Source organism: Bradyrhizobium sp. 63_E2_N1_3 (assembly GCF_052076005.1).
GTDB classification, from domain to species: domain Bacteria; phylum Pseudomonadota; class Alphaproteobacteria; order Rhizobiales; family Xanthobacteraceae; genus Bradyrhizobium; species Bradyrhizobium barranii.
On record NZ_CP197235.1, the window covers coordinates 5,352,893 to 5,370,334 of the forward strand.

A 17,442-nucleotide genomic window follows, 5' to 3' on the forward strand; every position below is an offset into this window, starting at 1 on the left:
TAGGCCCTAAAAGAGAGGCGCGGACGAGATGCGACACCCTGACCAGGACGCCCAACTTGATCTCGGCCCAGCCGCGCTAGAGCTTCAGGACGACCTGGAGGGCGATACGCTCCGCGAGGAATGCGGCGTCTTCGGCATCTACGGCCACCCTGACGCCGCGGCCATCACGGCGCTCGGCCTCCACGCCCTCCAGCATCGCGGCCAGGAGGCCGCCGGCATCGTCTCCTACGACGGCAGCCGCTTTCACTCGGAACGCCGCCTCGGCCTCGTCGGCGACACCTTCTCCCGCCGCGAGGTGATCGACCGCCTGCCCGGCAATATGGCCGTCGGTCATGTCCGCTACTCCACCACCGGCGCCACCATCCTGCGCAACGTGCAGCCGCTGTTCGCCGAGCTCAATGCCGGCGGCCTTGCGGTCGCCCACAACGGCAACCTCACCAACGGCCTGACGCTGCGCCGCGAGCTCGTGAAGAACGGCGCGATGATGCAGTCGACCACCGACACCGAGGTGATCCTGCATCTCGTCGCGCGCTCCAGGCGCAGCCGCTTCATCGAGCGCTACATCGACGCCCTGCGCGAGATCGAGGGCGCCTATGCGCTGGTTTCGCTGACCAACAAGAAGCTGGTCGGCGCGCGCGATCCACGCGGCATCCGCCCGCTGGTGCTCGGCGAGCTCGACGGTTGCCCGATCCTGACCTCGGAGACCTGCGCGCTCGACATCATCGGCGCGCGCTTCATTCGCGACATCGAGCCCGGCGAAGTCATCGTGTTCGACGAGAACGGCCAGGACATCCACAAGCCGTTCCCGCCGATGGCGCCACGCCCCTGCATCTTCGAATACATCTATTTCTCCCGTCCGGACTCCATCGTTCACGGCCGCTCGGTCTACGAAGTGCGCAAGGCCTTTGGTGCGCAGCTCGCGCGCGAGAGCCATGTGCCGATCGACGTCGTCGTCCCGGTGCCGGATTCCGGCGTACCCGCCGCGGTCGGCTACAGCCAGCATTCCGGCGTGCCGTTCGAGCTCGGCATCATCCGCAACCACTATGTCGGCCGCACCTTCATCCAGCCGACCCAGGCGATCCGCGAGTCCGGCGTGCGCATGAAGCATTCGGCCAACCGCGCCGCGATCGAAGGCAAGCGCATCATCCTGATCGACGACTCGCTGGTGCGCGGCACCACCTCGAAGAAGATCGTGCGCATGATGCGCGATGCCGGCGCCAAGGAAGTCCATTTCCGCCTCGCCTCGCCGCCGATCCTCTATCCCGATTATTACGGCATCGACCTGCCGGATCGCGGCGGCCTCCTGGCCGCGACGCATTCGCTGGAGGAGATGCGCGAGATCATCGGCGCCGACTCGCTCGCCTTCCTGTCGATCGACGGCATGTATCGCGCCATGGGCGAGCCCGGCCGCGACCCCGCCAATCCGAAATTCTCGGATCATTGCTTCACCGGGGCGTATCCGACCCACCTCACCGACCAGACCCAGACCGAGCAGCAGCCGCGGCAATTGTCGCTGCTGGCGGAAGCGAGCTGACGAAAGACCGCGACGATGCAGCTGGCCATCGCCATTCTCTGCGGAGGGCTTTTGGTCGGCTTCATCGTCTTGCCTTCAGGCAGGGCATGAAGGTGCCGCCTGACAGCTCGGGGAACGGCCCGAACAATAGTACCAATATCCAGTAGGGCTGCGGCGGGAGCTCGAGGGCAGAAATTCCGGGCTTGTCCCGGCCATCCACGCCTGTAAAACCCCGCCATGACAAATCCCCTCGCCAACCGCATCGCTCTCGTCACCGGCGCCTCGCGCGGCATCGGCTTTGCCACGGCCAAGGCGCTGGCCAAGGCCGGCGCGCATATCGTTGCGACGGCGCGCACGCAGGGCGGGCTCGAAGAGCTCGATGACGAGATCCGGAAAGACGGCGGCAGCGCCACGCTGGTGCCGCTCAATCTCACCGATTCCGACGGCATCGCGCGGCTCGGCGCCGGCCTGCACGAGCGCTACGGCAAGCTCGACATCCTCGTCGGCAATGCCGGCGTGCTCGGCCCCTCCTCGCCGGTCGGCCACATCGAACTGAAAGCCTTCACCGACGTGATGGCCGTCAACGTCTCGGCGAACTTCCAGCTGATCCGCTGCATGGAGCCGCTGCTGAGGCAGTCCGATGCCGGCCGGGCCGTGTTCATCACCTCGGGCGCCGCCAACAAGGCCACCGCCTATGTCAGCCCCTACGCCGCCTCCAAGGCCGCGCTGGAAACGCTGGCCCGCGCCTGGGCGCAGGAAACCGCGAACACGCCGCTCCGTGTCAACCTGTTCAACCCGGGCCCGATCCGCACCCGCATGCGGGCCACGTTGATGCCGGGCGAAGATCCGGCGACGCTGGAGACACCCGAGCAGGTCGCCGAATTCATCGTCCCGATGTGCGCGCCTGACTGGACCGAAACCGGCAAGTTCTACGACTACAAGACCCGCACACTGATGAGCTTCCGCTCGCCGGCCTGATTGACTCGCGTGCCTCCCCGCGATTGACTGCCCGCGCTCAAGCGGCAGCAAGCCGCAAGCCAAAAAAGGGAGGTTGCCATGGCGCCGTGGCATGATCGCGCAGGGCTTGTCTGTACAAGGCTCGGCCGTGCGCTCGTACGAGTCTCTCACGCCTTCTCCATCCTTATTGCAGCCATCGCGTTCGTGCTTCCAGGCACGGCGACTGCGGGTGACGTCCCGACCTTCGCGGTCGATGCCTCCTGGCCAAAACAGCTGCCGAACAACTGGATCCTCGGCCAGGTCGGCGGCATCACCGTCGACTGGCAGGGCCATATCTGGGTGATCCATCGCCCGCGTTCGCTCACCGATGACGAGAAAGGCGCGAGCCTCAACCCGCCGCGCTCGAAGTGCTGCGTCTCGGCGCCGCCCGTGCTCGAATTCGACACCGACGGCAATCTGCTGCGGTCGTGGGGCGGTCCGGGCGAAGGCTATGAATGGGTCGGCCGCGAGCACGGCATCGAGGTCGACGAGCGCGGCTTCGTCTGGGTCGGCGGCAACGCCGACAACGACAATGCCATTTTGAAATTCACGCTCGACGGCAAGTTCGTCGCCCAGATCGGAAAGATCGCGCCGAGCCTCGGCAGCAACGACACCACGCAGCTCGGCAAGCCCGCCGAAACCGCGATCGACAAGGCGGCGAACGAAATCTACGTCGCCGACGGTTATGGCAACCGCCGCGTCATCGTGTTCGATGCGACGACGCTCGCTTACAAGCGGCACTGGGGCGCCTATGGCAACAAGCCCGATGACAATAAGCAGGCGGCGTATGATCCCAAGGCGCCCGTCTCCCAACAATTCGGAAATCCCGTCCATTGCGTGAAGCTCGCCAATGACGGTCTCGTCTACGTCTGCGACCGCATCAACAATCGCATCCAGGTGTTCAAAAAGGATGGCACCTTCGTGAAGGAGTTCTTCTTCGAGAAGAACACCCTCGGCAACGGCGCGGTGTGGGACATCGCGATCTGGCCCGATCCGAAGCAGACCTATTTGCTCAGCGCCGACGGCGAGAACAACGAGATCCGGGTGATCAAGCGCGAGGACGGCAGCGTGGCCGGCAGCTTCGGCCACAACGGCCGCAATGCCGGGCAGTTCCACTGGGTGCATGCCATGGCGATAGACGCCAAGGGTAACGTCTATACCGCCGAGGTCGACACCGGTAAGCGCATCCAGAAATTCAAGCTGACCTCGGACGCGCTCAAATAGCGTCTCAACACACTTTGCCCAAAGGTTAACCGACGGATGACGCTACGCCGCAGCGTCATCCGGCTTTAGGCGCATTGCCGCCAGCCGTGGGACACGGTAGAGCGATCAGCCGGAACAAGGCTCCGCAAGAGAGCCGTCCGCATATTGAAAATGGAGGAGACCTTTTATGACGACGACGCTCGCGCGCCGCTATGCGGCCCTTCTGGCCTGTGCCGCCTTCGGTTTTGCAACATCCGCTTACGCGCAGGACAAGACCGTCAAGATCGGCGTCTTGAATGACATGTCGAGCCTTTATGCCGATATCGGCGGCCCGAACTCCGTGGTCGCGATCAAGATGGCCGTCGAGGATTCCGGCCTGCTCAAGAAGGGCTGGAAGATCGACGTTCTGAGCGGCGATCACCAGAACAAGCCGGACGTCGGCGTCAATATCGCTCGGCAGTGGATCGACAACGAGAAGGTCGATGCGATCGCTGATACGCCGAACTCCGGCGTCGCGCTTGCGGTCAGCAACCTCGTCAAGGAAAAGAATTCGGTGCTGCTGAATTCCGGCGCCGCCTCTGCCGACTTGACCGGCAAGGCCTGCACGCCGAACACGATCTCCTACACTTACGACACCTACATGCTCGCCAACGGCACCGGCAAGGCGCTGACCAAGGCCGGCGGCGACACCTGGTTCTTTCTTACCGCGGATTATGCCTTCGGCCACGCGCTGGAACGCGACACCACGGCCGTCGTGACGGCAAACGGCGGCAAGGTGCTGGGCAGCGTCAAGCACCCGATCAACAGCTCGGACTTCTCGTCCTTCCTGCTGCAGGCCCAATCGTCCAAGGCCAAGGTGGTCGGCCTCGCCAATGCCGGCGGCGACACCACGAACTCGATCAAGCAGGCGGCCGAATTCGGCATCGTATCGGGCGGCCAGAAGCTCGCGGCGCTGCTGCTGTTCATCAACGACGTGCATTCGCTGGGGTTAAAGACCGCGCACGGCCTGACCTTCACCGAGTCCTTCTACTGGGACATGAACGAGCAGACCCGCGCCTGGTCGAAGCGCTTCGCTGCCCTGGCCAGCAAGAACGCGATGCCGTCGATGACCCAGGCCGGCAACTACGCGATGGTGCTGCACTATCTCAAGGCGATGGAAGCGCTCGGCGGCAACCCGCATGACGGCGCCAAGGTCGTCGCCAAGATGAAGGAGCTGCCGACCGACGATCCGCTGTTCGGCAATGGCCCGCTGCGCCAGGACGGACGCCGTCTCATCCCGGCCTATCTGTTCGAGGTGAAGAAGCCCGAGGAGTCGAAGGGTCCGTGGGACTACTACAAGCAGATCGCCACGATCGCGGCGGAAGACGCGGCCAAGCCGCTCAAGGACAGCGAGTGTCCGCTGGTGAAGAAGTAAGAGAGTCGACGCTGCCGTAGGGTGGGCAAAGGCGCGTAAGCGCCGTGCCCACCTTCTCTCCGCGAGTTGACGAAGTAGCGGTGGGCACGCTTCGCTTTACCCACCCTACGAAACCGTCTTCGTGGCAGATAGCGACCGCATCGCGATGGCGACACATACCACCATCAATACCGCCGCAAGCAGGAATGGCGCGCCGGGCAGATGCCACGGCGCGCTGGCGCCGATGAAATAGGAAAACGTCAGCGTGAACAGGAACGGCCCGACGAGCTGCGAGACGCTCTGCACGCTCGCGGTTGCGCCCTGCAACTGGCCCTGCTGATCGGGCGCAACCAGCCGCGTCATCAAGGATTGCATGGCGGCGCCCGAGATTCCCCACAGCGACATCACGGGAATGCCGATCCAGAACAGCGGGCCGGTCGGCGCCGCGCCGAAGATCACGAAGCCAATCGCGCCACAGCACAGACCGAGCACCAGCGCATTCCGCTCGCCGAGCACGCGCACGATCGGGCCGATGGCGAGCCCCTGCACCACCATGGCGCAGATGCCGACCATCGCGAGCGTCAGACCCACGGTCTTGGAATCCCAGCCGTAGCGATAGGTCGCATAGAGCACGAAAGTCGAGGGCAGCACGACATGCGCGACTTGTGCGATGAAGTTGACGATGGATAACGCGGCCAACGCCGCGTTGGAACGCAGCAAGTGCAGCGCTCCGACCGGATTGGCGCTGGTCCAGCGGAACGGCGCGCGCCGCTCCGGCGCCAGCGATTCCGGCAGGACGAAGAGCCCATAGAGCGCATTGGCAAAGCTCAAAGCCGCCGACGCCCAGAACGGCAGCCGCGGATCGATATCGCCGAGCAGGCCGCCGAGCGCCGGGCCCAGGATGAAGCCGGCGCCGAAGGCAGCTCCAATCCTGCCGAAGACGGCCGCGCGCCGCTCCGGCGGCGTGATGTCGGCGATATAGGCAAAGGCGGTCGAAATGCTCGCCGAGGTGATGCCCGAGATCACGCGGCCGATGAACAACCAGAGCAGCGACGGCGCGAGCGCCATCAGCACATAGTCGGCGGCGAGCCCGAAATTCGACAGCAGCACCACCGGCCGCCGTCCGAAGCGATCCGACAGCGCGCCGAGCACCGGCGAGAACACGAACTGCATCAGCGCCCAGGCGGTGCCGAACAGGCCGAAGATGCGGGCCGCATGCGCGGTGTCGTTGTCGACGAAGCTCTCGATCAGCTTCGGCAGGATCGGCATGATCCCGCCGAGCGCGAGCATGTCGAGCAGGATGGTGACGAAGATGAAGGCGACGGCACCACGCCGGACCGGCGCAGCGCTTCGCGCCGTCGCCTCGCCGGCATCGTTGCTCACGACGGCCGCTTGCGCTTGTGGGCGAAGGGGTTGGCCTTTTCGCGCAAGGTGATGCGCACCGGCGTACCCGGCAGCTCAAAGGCCTCGCGCATGGAATTGGTCAGGTAGCGCAAATAGGACTGCGGCACCGCGTCCGCGCGCGAGCAGAACAGCACGAAGCTCGGCGGACGCGCCTTGTTCTGCGTGATATAATTCAGCTTGAGCCGTCTGCCGGACACCGCCGGCGGCGGATTGGCCTGCACGGCCTGCTCGAACCAGCGATTGAGCGCGGAAGTCGGCACGCGCCTGTTCCAGACCGCGTAGGCGTCCTGGATCGCCTGCATCAGCCGATCGATGCCCTCGCCCATCAGACCTGATACGGCGACGATCGGCACGCCCTTGATCTGCGGCAGCCAATGGTCGGCATCCCGGCGCAGGCCCGAGATGGCGCCGCCGCCCTTGGTCTCCATCAAATCCCATTTGTTGACTGCGAGCACGACCGCGCGGCCTTCGCGCTCGATCAGATCGGCGATGCGCAGATCCTGCTCCTCGAAGCGGTTCTGCGTATCCATCATCATCACGACGACTTCGGCAAAGCGGACCGCGCGCAACGCGTCGGCGACCGAGAGCTTCTCGAGCTTTTCCTCGATGCGCGAGCGACGGCGCAGGCCTGCGGTATCGAACACGCGAAATTCGCGGCCCCTCCAGTTGATCTCGACCGCGATGGAATCGCGCGTGGTGCCTGCCTCCGGGCTCGTCAGCAGGCGCTCCTCGCCGAGCAGATGGTTGATCAGCGTCGACTTGCCGGCATTGGGCCGGCCGACGATGGCGACGCGGATCGGACGCGTCGCGGCCTCCTCCTCGGTCAGCGGCTCATCGTCATCGGCTTCATCTTCGTCGACAGGCTCCGGCATCAACTCACGGAGCGCGTCATACAGCTCGCCCATGCCCTCGCCGTGCTCGGCCGAGACCTGGATGGGATCGCCGAGGCCGAGCGCAAAGGCCTCCATCGCGCCGGCATCGCCATGCTTGCCTTCGCTCTTGTTGGCGACCAGCAGTACCGGCTTGTCGGCCTTGCGGGCGAAATCGGCGAAGGCGCGGTCGGTGGGCGTCAGGCCGATGCGGGCGTCGATGACGAAGAACAGCGCGTCGGCCTGTGCGATCGCGGCCTCGGTCTGCTCCTGCATGCGCGCGGTCAGCGAGCCCTTGGCGCCCTCGTCGAGGCCAGCGGTGTCGATGATGGTGAATTCGAGGTCGCCGAGCCTGGCCTCGCCTTCGCGGCGGTCGCGGGTAACGCCCGGCAGGTCATCGACGAGCGCGAGCTTCTGCCCAACCAGGCGGTTGAACAGCGTCGATTTGCCGACATTGGGCCGGCCGATAATAGCAATCGTGAAGGACATCGGTCATTCGTGCGCTGCGAAGGCCGCGCCTGTCAATGTAATGAAGGGATCAGCGCGAAAAGCTGCCGCTCGGCATCGGTGCCGGGAAAGCTCCCTGCGATTGCTGCTGGGTGGTCTGGGTCGGTTGCGCCTGCTGGACGGGTTGATCCGGCGGCGGGGCGGTGGTGCGCTTGCGCACGATCTTCTGCTTGGGCGGCGGAGCGGCCGTGGGCGGCGCGGCCTCCGGCTGGGCCTCGCCGTCGACCTCGCCCGCCGGCGCCTCAGCGGGCGCGGCCGCGGTGCTGGCAGGCTGTTTGGTCTTCTTCGCCTTGGTACCCTTTGCCGGCTTGGCCTCGGGCGGCGGCTCGGCGGGCAGAGCCGCGACGGCCGGTGCGTTCGGATCCGGCTGCTGCTGTGCTGCGCCCTTGTACATCTCCCGCGGCACGCCCTGCTCGAGGCCCGGAACGCCCTCCGGGAAGACCGGCTTGCGGTCGCCCGGCAGCTTCTTCTTGGTGTCGAGGAAGTCGAGCATGTCGCTTGGATCGAAGCTGGAGCAGCCGCCCAGGATGCCCGTGAAGGCGATCAGGACGGCGGCTGCGATCAAGCGTGGCGTGCGGCGCATCTTGTGTCTCGTCTACGTCAGAGAGCCCGAAGGTCAGCTCTTGGTCAGCTTTTGGCGACGGGCGGCAGCAGGGCCTGGAGCGCCTCGGCGCGTGAGCGCAAACCGGGCGGCGTTTCGCCGTCCTCGGCAATCGCGTCGAGCCATTTGCGGGCCGCGGTCATGTCGTTGTTGCGCCAGGCCGATAGCGCCAGCAACTCGCGGGCGCTGTGGCGGAACGTGGATTTGGGCGCGGCGGAGGACTCCAGCCGCTGCTGCATGTCGGCATAGGACGCGCTGTCGACCAGCAAGCCGGCGGCGCGAATCTTCGCCAGGTCCTGCCACTCACCACCGATGCTGCGATCGGCGGCGATGTCGTCAAACATCTTGGCGGCCGCCTTGGGATCGCGGGGCGCTGCCTCGGCCGCGGCACGTAGCCGCGCCAGGGTGCGATAACCCGAGGGAGCCTTGGCGGCGAGCGCGGTGAAGGCGGCCTCGGCCTCCGCGTGCTTGTCCTGGTCGGACAGCTCAGCGGCCTTCTCGAAGGCGGCGCCGGCCTCGGCGGCCTTCTTGCCCTCCAGGTACTGGTAGCCGCGCCAGCCGCCCACAGCAGCCACGATCAGCACCATCAGGGCAATGAAGACGATCGAATACTTGTCCCACAGCTTCTTGAGCTGTTCGCGACGTACTTCCTCGTCGACTTCGTCAAATAATTCAGACACTTATGTTAATCCCATGCCCGTCCGGGTGCGCGCGCCAATGCGTTCGCGTCAGGAATCCCCGTCCCCCACGTGGCGGCGGGGTACCCTAACGATATGGCGGTGGCAAGGCAAAGCGAGCCCAATCAAGGCGTTAACCACCCGGAACAGCCCGGACCGGCCTGTCCGGCTCAGGTTCCCAGGAGCTCCCGCAGCTGCCGCTTCAGCACCTTGCCGTTGGCATTGCGCGGCAGCGGCTCGGGGGTGATCGCCATGGTTTCGGGGACCTTGTAGTCGGACAGCCGCTCCGCGCACCAGGCGCGCAAGGCCTCGCCGGTCACCGGGGCGCGCGTCACCACCACGGCGTGGACGCGCTCGCCCAGCACCGGGCAGGCCTTGGCAATGATCGCGCTCTCGACCACGGCGGGGTGGCCGGCCAGCACGGACTCGACCTCGGCCGAATAGATCTTCAGGCCGCCGCGATTGATCATGTCCTTCTGCCGGTCGAACACGCGGACAAACCCCTCCGCATCGACCGAGCCGAGATCACCGGAATGCCAGAAGCCACCCGTGAAGCTTTCGGCCGTCGCCTTCGGATTATTCCAGTAGCCCTTGATGACGGAGGCGCTCTGGATCCAGAGCTCGCCGATCTCGCCAGCGGGCAGCTCGCGCCCGTCCGCTCCCATCGCGACGATGCGGGCACCCGGACACGGCAGGCCGACACTGTCGATGTGGCTCGCGGTCAGCTCGCCCGGCATGATCGTCGAGGGCGACGTCGTCTCGGTCGAGCCGTAGCAGTTCGCGAGCTTCAGGCCGGGAATCGTCGCCTTGAGCTTCTCGATGGTCGCGACCGGCATCGGCGCGCCGCCAAAGCCGCCGATGCGCCAGCTCGAGAGATCGTAGCTGTCGAAATCGGGCTGGAGCAGGCAGAGATTGTACATCGCCGGCACCATCACGGTGTAGGTGACGCGCTCGCGCGCGGCGAGCCTGAGATAATCGGCAGCCTTGAACTCGGGCATGATGATCAGCGCGCCGCCGCAGCGGATCATGGTCGTGATGTTGGCTACGACGCCGGTGACGTGGCCGAGCGGCACCGCCGCGATCGAACGGTCCGCTTCCGTCAATTGCAGGCAGGAGACGAACACCATCGAGGAATGGACGATGTTGCAATGGGCGAGCATCGCGCCCTTCGGCTTGCCCGTCGTGCCCGAGGTGTACAGGATCATCGCGGTGTCCTCCTCGCCGATCTCGACCGGCGCCGGTGCCGGGACGTTGTCGGCGAGCACGGCGAAACGCGACAGGGCCTGATCGCTGTCGACGGCGATGCGGCGGATGACGTCGGGAACATCAAGCGCATCGGGCAGCCGCTCGGTGAGCCCTGCTTCATGGATCAGGATCCTGGCGCCGCAATCGGCGAGGACATAGGCGATCTCAGGCTTCTGCTGGCGCGTGCCGAGCAGCACCGTCACCAGCCCCTCATGCGCAGCGGCAAACAGCAGCAGTGGAAATTCGATACGATTGCCGAGCAGGATCGCGACGCGATCGCCACGCTGCAGGCCGAGCTTGCGAAAGCCCGCCGCGATCCGCGCGGCCTGCTCCACGGCCTGCCGCCAGCTCAACCGGACATCGCCTGCGATCAGCGCTTCGCCGTCAGGATTGCGGGCGCAAGCGTCCGCGATCATCGCCCACAGGCTCGCCGGCCGGTCGCTGAAGGCCGGCACCACCCGATCGCCGAAGCGCGCCTCGAACCGCATCGGCGGGATCTGAGATTGCGACCAGTCCATCGGGATGCCCTCGGCTGTTGCTTGTCACGTTCCGCGCACGGCTGCGCGGAACCGTCTTGCGCTGATCGGCTGTCGTTAGCCCCCCATGACGGGAACGCCGATCACAACCGGGTGGAATGCGAAAGCCAGCGCGAGATAGGCGACGACGCCGACTGCAACAGCGATCAGATCATTGGTCACCCCACCCACTGGAATCGGCGGGCCGCCGCCATCGGTGCGATGCTTCAGCGAGATGCGGTCGTACACGGCCCAGCCCAGGAACGAGCCAAACAGGATGATGGAGCCGAGATCGCCATTGGCAAGCAGATGCGCGGCCGCCCACAATTTGATGCCCGCCAGCATCGGATGCTTCAGCGTCGCATAGATGCGCCCGCGCAAGTAGGACGCCACCACCAGGATGACCGCGGGCAGCATCAGCGCGACTGTAATGTGCTTGAATGCGACCGGCGGCTCCCAAACCGGGATCATTCCGGCAGCGCGATAATGGGCAAAGCCCCAGATGATCAGCGCCAATCCCGCAAGCGAGACGGCCGCATAGAGGATCTTGTAGGTCCCCTCGCCCAGTCTCGCGATCGCTTGCGCGCGCGCCTCTCGTTTCGTTGTGAAAACATGGGCCGCAAAAAACAGCATCAGCCCCAGGATCATGACCAGCAGACCCACGACATCCTCCCCTCAACCAGCGCCCCCGCCCATGGCGTATCATCGATTGGGCGCGGGTCGCAACTCTCACGCCTCATGGTCAGGCGTGAAGGCTCGGGTCTGCAACAGCGCGGCCTTCATCCTGCGAGACCCGCGCAAGCGCAGTCCGCAAGATGCGGGGATAGAGCTATTTTCCAAGCTCGCGATTATCGACATAGCGGATCGCGATCGGGCGTCCGGCCAGAGCGCCGCCGAGGCCGCTGGTGAATTTGAGCGGCAGGCAGGCTTTCAGCGATGAATTGATCGCGTTGAGATAGGTCGTTCGGGTATCGGCCGGGACGCCCGCGGTCGCATAGGTCAGCTGCGGCGGACCGATCATGCCGCCTGCCTTGTTGAAGCTGAAGCGCACCGCCATCTGCATGCCCGCGCGCGCATTGTCCGATGGCGGCGACCAGCAGGTGCGCAGCTCGGCGAAGAGATCGCCGATCGTATCGAGATCGTGATCCGGCTTCCGGTATTTGGCGCGATCAGCCTCCGTCGGCACGGTTTCGATCGTGAGCTGGAGGTTCTGACCGTAGGGATAATCGATCTCGGGAATGCAGGGGCCGGGCTCGAGCGGGCTGCAATAGTACGGCGTGCAGGGCCGGCCGTCGAGCACGCTGCACGGCTCATGCGAAAACGGGATCGGATTGATCTGGCGGCGCTGCGCATCGGCGGCAACCGTCGATATCGCCAATAGGAGGAAAACGAGGATGCCGCGCCACATGATGCGAGCTCACAATGTCACACGCACAAACGTGGCATTGCCAACGAACGCGTCAAGCCTACGGCTGTTCACATGCTCGCGTTTAGCTCCGGTGTCGTCGCCCGGCTCGACCGGGCGACCCAGTACTCCGAGACGGCGGTGATGGAATCGAGAGGCTGCGGCGTACTGGATTCCCCGCCTTCGCGGGGAATGACAGCGGAGTGTGGCCACGCAGCAGCGCGCGGAGTACGCCCTACCCCTTCTTCTTGACGTCCTTGACGTTCGTGAACTCGATGCCCTCGGCGCGCTCCCTGGCGTAGCCGAGATAGAACTCGTTTCTCGCCAGATACACGGGATCGCCGTCGACATCGTCGGCGATGCTCGAGGTGTTGGCGGCGATGAAAGTGTCGAGCTTCTTGCGATCTTCGGATGAGACCCACCGGGCGAGCTGGAACTCGCTGACCTCGAACTCGACGGGCAGCGAATATTCCGCCTCGAGCCGTGCCTTCAGCACGTCAAGCTGCAGCGCGCCGACCACGCCGACCAGCGCCGGTGCGCCGTCGCGCGGGCGGAACACCTGCACCACGCCCTCTTCGGACATTTGCTGAAGCGCTTCCTTCAGCTTCTTCGCCTTCATCGCGTCGGTGAGACGCACGCGGCGGACGATTTCCGGCGCGAAGCTCGGCACGCCGACGAAGGTGAAATCCTCGCCCTCGGTCAGGGTGTCGCCGATGCGCAGCGTGCCGTGATTGGGAATGCCGACGACGTCGCCGGCGAAGGCTTCGTCCGCGACCGACCGGTCCTGTGCGAAGAAGAATTGCGGGCTCGACAGCGGCATGCTCTTGCCGGTGCGCACCAGCTTCGCCTTCATGCCGCGGCTGAGCTTGCCGGAGCACAGGCGCGCAAAAGCAATGCGGTCGCGGTGGTTCGGATCCATGTTCGCCTGGATCTTGAACACGAAGGCGCTCATGCGCGGGTCGGTCGCCTCGACCTTGCGCTGGTCGCTCTCCTGCGCGCGCGGCTCCGGCGCGAACTTGCCGAGGCCTTCCAGGAGGTCGCCGACGCCGAAATTGCGCAGCGCGCTGCCGAAATAGACCGGCGTCAGATGCCCCTCGCGAAAGGCGGCGAGTTCGAACGGTTTCGAGGCCTCGGTGACAAGCTCGAGCTCGTCCTTGACCGCGCCGACATCGAGGTTGGCGTTGAGCTTGCCGAGCTCGGCGATCTCGATCTGCTGTGCAGCGCCGGTCTTGGCGCCGCCGCCTTCGAGCAGACGCACGCCGCCATTGGCAACGTCATAGGTGCCGAGGAAATCGCGGCCGCGGCCGACCGGCCAGGTCATCGGCGTGGTGTCGAGCGCGAGCGTCTTCTCGATCTCGTCGAGCAGCTCGAACACGTCGCGGCTCTCGCGGTCCATCTTGTTGATGAAGGTGATGATCGGAATGTCGCGCAGGCGGCAGACTTCGAACAGCTTTCGGGTGCGCGCCTCGATGCCCTTGGCAGCGTCGATCACCATGACGGCGGAGTCGACGGCCGTGAGCGTACGGTAGGTGTCCTCCGAAAAGTCCTCGTGGCCCGGCGTGTCCAGCAGATTGAACACGAGACCCTCGAACTCGAACGTCATGACCGAGGTCACGACCGAGATGCCGCGCTCGCGCTCGATCTTCATCCAGTCCGAACGGGTGTTGCGCCGCTCGCCCTTGGCCTTGACCTGGCCGGCGAGATTGATGGCGCCGCCGAACAGCAGCAGTTTCTCGGTCAGCGTGGTTTTGCCCGCGTCCGGGTGGGAGATGATCGCGAAGGTGCGCCGCCGCGCCACCTCGGTGGCAAGCGGGGAACGGGCCGGCGAGTCGGCTGATATGGCGATGTCGGACATGGCGGGAGCGTTTGGCAGGGAAAATGGGCCTGATCAAGCCTCATGTGGTGATTGCGGAGCCCTACGGCCAGCCCCATATCCGCTCCCGGGGAGGACGGCCTCCCCCCTCATCAGCATATCCGCCGCGGGGACGACCCTGCCTTGAATGGAGGGTCGTCATGGCCTGGAGCATCCTGTTCGTCGCCGGTCTTCTCGAGATTACCTGGGCGATCGGCCTGAAATACACCGAGGGTTTTACCAAGCTTGTTCCGTCCGTCATCACGCTCGCGGCGATGGCCGGCAGCGTCATCCTGCTCGGTTTAGCCCTCAAATCGCTGCCCGTCGGAACCGCCTATGCGGTCTGGACCGGCATCGGCGCGGTCGGTACCGCCACGCTTGGCATCATTCTGTTCGGCGAGCCGGCCACGGCGTTCCGCCTCGCCAGCATTGGGCTGATCGTCGCCGGCATCGCAGGGCTGAAATTCGTCACCTGACGAGAATCTGGACCGCCCACCAGGTCAGCGCCGCGACAATGGCCGAGGCCGGGATCGTGATCACCCAGGCATAGACGATCGAGCTCGCGACGTTCCAGCGCACCGCCGAGACGCGGCGGGCCGCGCCGACGCCGACGATCGCGCCGGTAATGGTGTGGGTGGTCGAGACGGGAACGCCGAGGAAGGTCGCCATGAACAGCGTCGCGGCGCCGCCGGTCTCGGCGCAAAAGCCCTGCATCGGCGTCAGCTTGGTGATGCGCAGGCCCATGGTGCGGACGATACGCCAGCCGCCCATCAGCGTGCCCAGCGCCATCGCGGCCTGGCAGGACAGCACCACCCAGAACGGCACCGAGAATTCACCGCCGAGATGCCCCTGCGAATAGAGCAGCACGGCGATGATGCCCATGGTCTTTTGGGCGTCATTACCGCCATGGCCGAGCGAATAGAGCGAGGCGGAGGCGAATTGCAGGATGCGGAAGGCGCGATCAACCGCGAACGGCGTCGAGCGCACCGAGAGCCAGGACACGATCGCGACCAGCATCATCGCGAGCAGGAAACCGACCAGCGGCGACAGCACGATCGCCAGCACCGCCTTGGACAGTCCGCTCCACACCGCAGCCGAGATCCCCGCCTTGGCCATGCCGCCGCCGACGAGACCGCCGATCAGCGCATGCGACGACGAGGATGGGATGCCGAGCCCCCAGGTCACGAGGTTCCAGACGATCGCGCCGACGAGCGCCGCGAAGATCACCTGGGCGTCGACGACCGCGGGATCGATGATGCCGGTGCCGATGGTCTGGGCAACATGCAGCCCGAACACCATGAAGGCGATGAAATTGAAGAACGCGGCCCAGAGCACCGCGAATTGCGGCCGCAGCACGCGGGTCGAAACGATGGTCGCGATCGAATTGGCGGCGTCGTGCAGGCCGTTCAGGAAGTCGAACAGCAGCGCGACGGCGATCAAGCCGACGAGGACAGGAAGTCCGAGCGCAGCATCCACGGCGCGACCCCTGCCCTAAACTTGCTCGATGACGATGCTGTTGATCTCGTTCGCGACGTCGTCGAAACGGTCGGCCACCTTTTCGAGATGGTCGTAGATCTCGACGCCGACGATGAAATCCATCGCGCTACCATCACGGTGCTTGAGAAACAGCTCCTTCAGCCCGATGTCGTGGAGATCGTCGACCCGACCCTCGAGCTTGCCTAGCTCTTCCGTGATCGCGGTCAGCATCGCGACGTTCGGGCCGATCGACTGCATCAGCGGCAACGCGCGCCCCACGAGATTGGCGCATTCGATCAGCAGTCCGCCAATCTCCCGCATCGGCGGCTCGAAGGTGCGCACCTCGAACAGCATCACGGCCTTGGCCGTCTGCTGCATCTGGTCGATGGCATCGTCCATCGAGGTGATCAGGTTCTTGATGTCGCCGCGGTCGAAGGGGGTGATGAAGGTGCGGCGCACCGCCGTCAGCACCTCACGGGTGATGTTGTCGGCGTCGTTCTCGAACTGGTTGACGCGCTGACAGTAGACCGGCGTCTCCTCTCCCCCGTTGAGCATGCCCTGGAGCGCGATCGAGCCCTGGATCACCGTCTGTGCATGGCGGTCGAACAGGTCGAAGAACCGTTCTTCCTTGGGCAGGAAAGCGCGAAACCATCGCATCATGGGGATAGGCTACCGGTTGGAAATGGCCCGGCCCGAATAGGCCGTCACAAAACTGTCATAGACCATTTCCGCTCCGCGCGCGTGTCATCTCACGCCCGCGGAGCAGGATCATCCACCGGATTCGCGCACCAATGAAATTGGTGCGATATCAAAGGTTTATAGCGAGCGCCGGAAGTAATGAGCGATTTCGCCGATGACGCCGCGGCGGAAGGTGAGCACGCAGACCACGAAGATCGAGCCCTGGATCACCGTCACCCATTGGCCAAAACCCGCCAGATATTGCTGCATGGCGATGATCGCGAAGGCACCAACCACGGGGCCGAAGATGGTGCCGAGACCGCCAACCAGCGTCATCAGCACGACCTCGCCCGACATCGTCCAGTGCACGTCGGTGAGCGAGGCATTCTGCGCCACGAACACCTTCAGCGATCCGGCAAAGCCGGCCAGCGTGCCGGACAGGACGAAAGCCAGGAATTTATATTGGTCGGTCCGGTAGCCGAGCGAGATCGCGCGCGGCTCGTTCTCGCGGATCGACTTCAGCACTTCACCGAACGGCGAGTTGATGATGCGGTAGATCAGCAGGAAGCCGGCGAGGAAGCCGGCCAACACGACGTAATAAAGCACCGTCGGCTTGGAGAGATCGAGCAAGCCGAACATCCGCCCCTGCGGAATGCCCTGAATGCCGTCCTCACCATGGGTGAACGGCGCCTGGAGGTAGATGAAGTACAGGAGCTGCGACAGCGCCAGCGTGATCATCGAGAAATAGATGCCCTGGCGGCGGATCGAGATATAGCCGGTGATGAGCGACAGCCCGAACGCCGCGGCGATTCCAACGAGGATGCCGAGCTCCGGCGGCAACGCCCACACTTTCAGCGCGTGCGCGCTGCAATAGCCGGCGGTGCCCATGAACATTGCGTGGCCGAACGACAACAGGCCGCCATAGCCGATCAGCAGGTTGAAGGCGCAGGCAAGCAGCGCAAAGCACAGCGCCTGCATCACGAAGAACGGATAGACGCCCGTGAAGGGCACCGACGCCAGCAGCAGCGCCATCACCACGAACACGACCATCTCGTCACGCATCGCGCGCGGGGTTACCGGCAGCGTGTCGTCCGTCAAGGCTGTCATA

At 65.1% G+C, this 17,442-nt stretch carries 16 protein-coding genes; 5 read left to right on the top strand and 11 right to left on the bottom strand.

The window, feature by feature from the left end:
- Positions 1–28 precede the first annotated feature (28 nt).
- The 4 genes from purF to AB7531_RS25845 all read left to right on the top strand — a co-directional run bounded on the left by purF (position 29) and on the right by AB7531_RS25845 (position 5,126).
- Positions 29–1,534 (top strand): amidophosphoribosyltransferase, encoded by a 1,506-nt coding sequence (gene purF, locus AB7531_RS25830; RefSeq protein WP_063983721.1) that lies wholly within the window; start codon positions 29–31, stop codon positions 1,532–1,534.
- 216 nt (positions 1,535–1,750) lie between these two features.
- On the top strand, positions 1,751–2,491 hold the full coding sequence (locus tag AB7531_RS25835) for an SDR family NAD(P)-dependent oxidoreductase (RefSeq protein ID WP_063983722.1): 741 nt from the start codon (positions 1,751–1,753) through the stop codon (positions 2,489–2,491).
- A gap of 78 nt (positions 2,492–2,569) precedes the next feature.
- Positions 2,570–3,733 carry a hypothetical protein gene (locus tag AB7531_RS25840; protein ID WP_231144878.1) on the top strand — a complete coding sequence of 388 codons (1,164 nt, stop codon included), beginning with the start codon at positions 2,570–2,572 and terminating at the stop codon, positions 3,731–3,733.
- A 166-nt stretch (positions 3,734–3,899) separates the two neighbouring features.
- Positions 3,900–5,126: an ABC transporter substrate-binding protein gene (locus AB7531_RS25845; RefSeq protein ID WP_063983724.1), complete on the top strand. Its 1,227-nt coding sequence runs from the start codon at positions 3,900–3,902 to the stop codon at positions 5,124–5,126.
- Between the two features lie 105 nt (positions 5,127–5,231).
- On the opposite strand, the gene AB7531_RS25850 is transcribed toward AB7531_RS25845, so the two are convergent.
- The 8 genes from AB7531_RS25850 to AB7531_RS25885 all read right to left on the bottom strand — a co-directional run bounded on the left by AB7531_RS25850 (position 5,232) and on the right by AB7531_RS25885 (position 14,183).
- Positions 5,232–6,488, bottom strand: a complete 1,257-nt coding sequence (locus AB7531_RS25850; RefSeq protein WP_084795163.1) for a TCR/Tet family MFS transporter — start codon at positions 6,486–6,488, stop codon at positions 5,232–5,234.
- The gene (gene der, locus AB7531_RS25855; protein WP_063983725.1) at positions 6,485–7,867 is read right to left on the bottom strand and encodes a ribosome biogenesis GTPase Der; all 1,383 of its coding nucleotides are present in this window, start codon (positions 7,865–7,867) and stop codon (positions 6,485–6,487) included. The genes AB7531_RS25850 and der overlap by 4 nt, the downstream gene beginning before the upstream one ends.
- A gap of 49 nt (positions 7,868–7,916) precedes the next feature.
- Positions 7,917–8,468: a hypothetical protein gene (locus AB7531_RS25860; RefSeq protein WP_166352690.1), complete on the bottom strand. Its 552-nt coding sequence runs from the start codon at positions 8,466–8,468 to the stop codon at positions 7,917–7,919.
- 44 nt (positions 8,469–8,512) lie between these two features.
- The gene (locus AB7531_RS25865; protein ID WP_063983726.1) at positions 8,513–9,166 is read right to left on the bottom strand and encodes a tetratricopeptide repeat protein; all 654 of its coding nucleotides are present in this window, start codon (positions 9,164–9,166) and stop codon (positions 8,513–8,515) included.
- A gap of 167 nt (positions 9,167–9,333) precedes the next feature.
- Positions 9,334–10,926: a class I adenylate-forming enzyme family protein gene (locus tag AB7531_RS25870; protein ID WP_063983727.1), complete on the bottom strand. Its 1,593-nt coding sequence runs from the start codon at positions 10,924–10,926 to the stop codon at positions 9,334–9,336.
- A 75-nt stretch (positions 10,927–11,001) separates the two neighbouring features.
- Positions 11,002–11,586: an NnrU family protein gene (locus AB7531_RS25875; RefSeq protein ID WP_063983728.1), complete on the bottom strand. Its 585-nt coding sequence runs from the start codon at positions 11,584–11,586 to the stop codon at positions 11,002–11,004.
- Between the two features lie 166 nt (positions 11,587–11,752).
- On the bottom strand, positions 11,753–12,331 hold the full coding sequence (locus AB7531_RS25880) for a hypothetical protein (RefSeq protein ID WP_063983729.1): 579 nt from the start codon (positions 12,329–12,331) through the stop codon (positions 11,753–11,755).
- Between the two features lie 232 nt (positions 12,332–12,563).
- The gene (locus AB7531_RS25885) at positions 12,564–14,183 is read right to left on the bottom strand and encodes a peptide chain release factor 3 (RefSeq protein WP_063983730.1); all 1,620 of its coding nucleotides are present in this window, start codon (positions 14,181–14,183) and stop codon (positions 12,564–12,566) included.
- 158 nt (positions 14,184–14,341) lie between these two features.
- Between AB7531_RS25885 and sugE the strand changes: the two genes are divergently transcribed.
- A complete protein-coding gene (sugE, locus tag AB7531_RS25890) occupies positions 14,342–14,656 on the top strand; it encodes a quaternary ammonium compound efflux SMR transporter SugE (RefSeq protein ID WP_231144876.1) in 315 nt (104 codons plus the stop codon).
- Here sugE and AB7531_RS25895 read toward each other — a convergent pair.
- From AB7531_RS25895 to AB7531_RS25905, 3 genes are all read right to left on the bottom strand, one after another.
- On the bottom strand, positions 14,649–15,656 hold the full coding sequence (locus tag AB7531_RS25895; RefSeq protein ID WP_063983731.1) for an inorganic phosphate transporter: 1,008 nt from the start codon (positions 15,654–15,656) through the stop codon (positions 14,649–14,651). The two genes, sugE and AB7531_RS25895, sit on opposite strands and share 8 nt — an antisense overlap.
- A 15-nt stretch (positions 15,657–15,671) precedes the next feature.
- Entirely contained in the window at positions 15,672–16,316 is a 645-nt protein-coding gene (locus tag AB7531_RS25900; RefSeq protein WP_014495845.1) for a DUF47 domain-containing protein, read from the bottom strand.
- Between the two features lie 156 nt (positions 16,317–16,472).
- Positions 16,473–17,441, bottom strand: coding sequence for a branched-chain amino acid ABC transporter permease (locus tag AB7531_RS25905; protein ID WP_135215252.1), 969 nt, complete (start codon positions 17,439–17,441; stop codon positions 16,473–16,475).
- Position 17,442: the final 1 nt, after the last annotated feature.

Excerpts from the sequence above, each read along its gene's own strand:
- der (WP_063983725.1), bottom strand. The coding sequence starts at position 7,867 with ATGTCCTTCACGATTGCTATTATCGGCCGGCCCAATGTCGGCAAATCG.
- purF (WP_063983721.1), top strand. The coding sequence starts at position 29 with ATGCGACACCCTGACCAGGACGCCCAACTTGATCTCGGCCCAGCCGCG.
- AB7531_RS25885 (WP_063983730.1), bottom strand. The coding sequence starts at position 14,183 with ATGTCCGACATCGCCATATCAGCCGACTCGCCGGCCCGTTCCCCGCTT.
- AB7531_RS25870 (WP_063983727.1), bottom strand. The coding sequence starts at position 10,926 with ATGGACTGGTCGCAATCTCAGATCCCGCCGATGCGGTTCGAGGCGCGC.
- AB7531_RS25835 (WP_063983722.1), top strand. The coding sequence starts at position 1,751 with ATGACAAATCCCCTCGCCAACCGCATCGCTCTCGTCACCGGCGCCTCG.
- sugE (WP_231144876.1), top strand. The coding sequence starts at position 14,342 with ATGGCCTGGAGCATCCTGTTCGTCGCCGGTCTTCTCGAGATTACCTGG.
- AB7531_RS25880 (WP_063983729.1), bottom strand. The coding sequence starts at position 12,331 with ATGTGGCGCGGCATCCTCGTTTTCCTCCTATTGGCGATATCGACGGTT.
- AB7531_RS25860 (WP_166352690.1), bottom strand. The coding sequence starts at position 8,468 with ATGCGCCGCACGCCACGCTTGATCGCAGCCGCCGTCCTGATCGCCTTC.
- AB7531_RS25840 (WP_231144878.1), top strand. The coding sequence starts at position 2,570 with ATGGCGCCGTGGCATGATCGCGCAGGGCTTGTCTGTACAAGGCTCGGC.
- AB7531_RS25905 (WP_135215252.1), bottom strand. The coding sequence starts at position 17,441 with ATGACAGCCTTGACGGACGACACGCTGCCGGTAACCCCGCGCGCGATG.
- AB7531_RS25845 (WP_063983724.1), top strand. The coding sequence starts at position 3,900 with ATGACGACGACGCTCGCGCGCCGCTATGCGGCCCTTCTGGCCTGTGCC.
- AB7531_RS25900 (WP_014495845.1), bottom strand. The coding sequence starts at position 16,316 with ATGATGCGATGGTTTCGCGCTTTCCTGCCCAAGGAAGAACGGTTCTTC.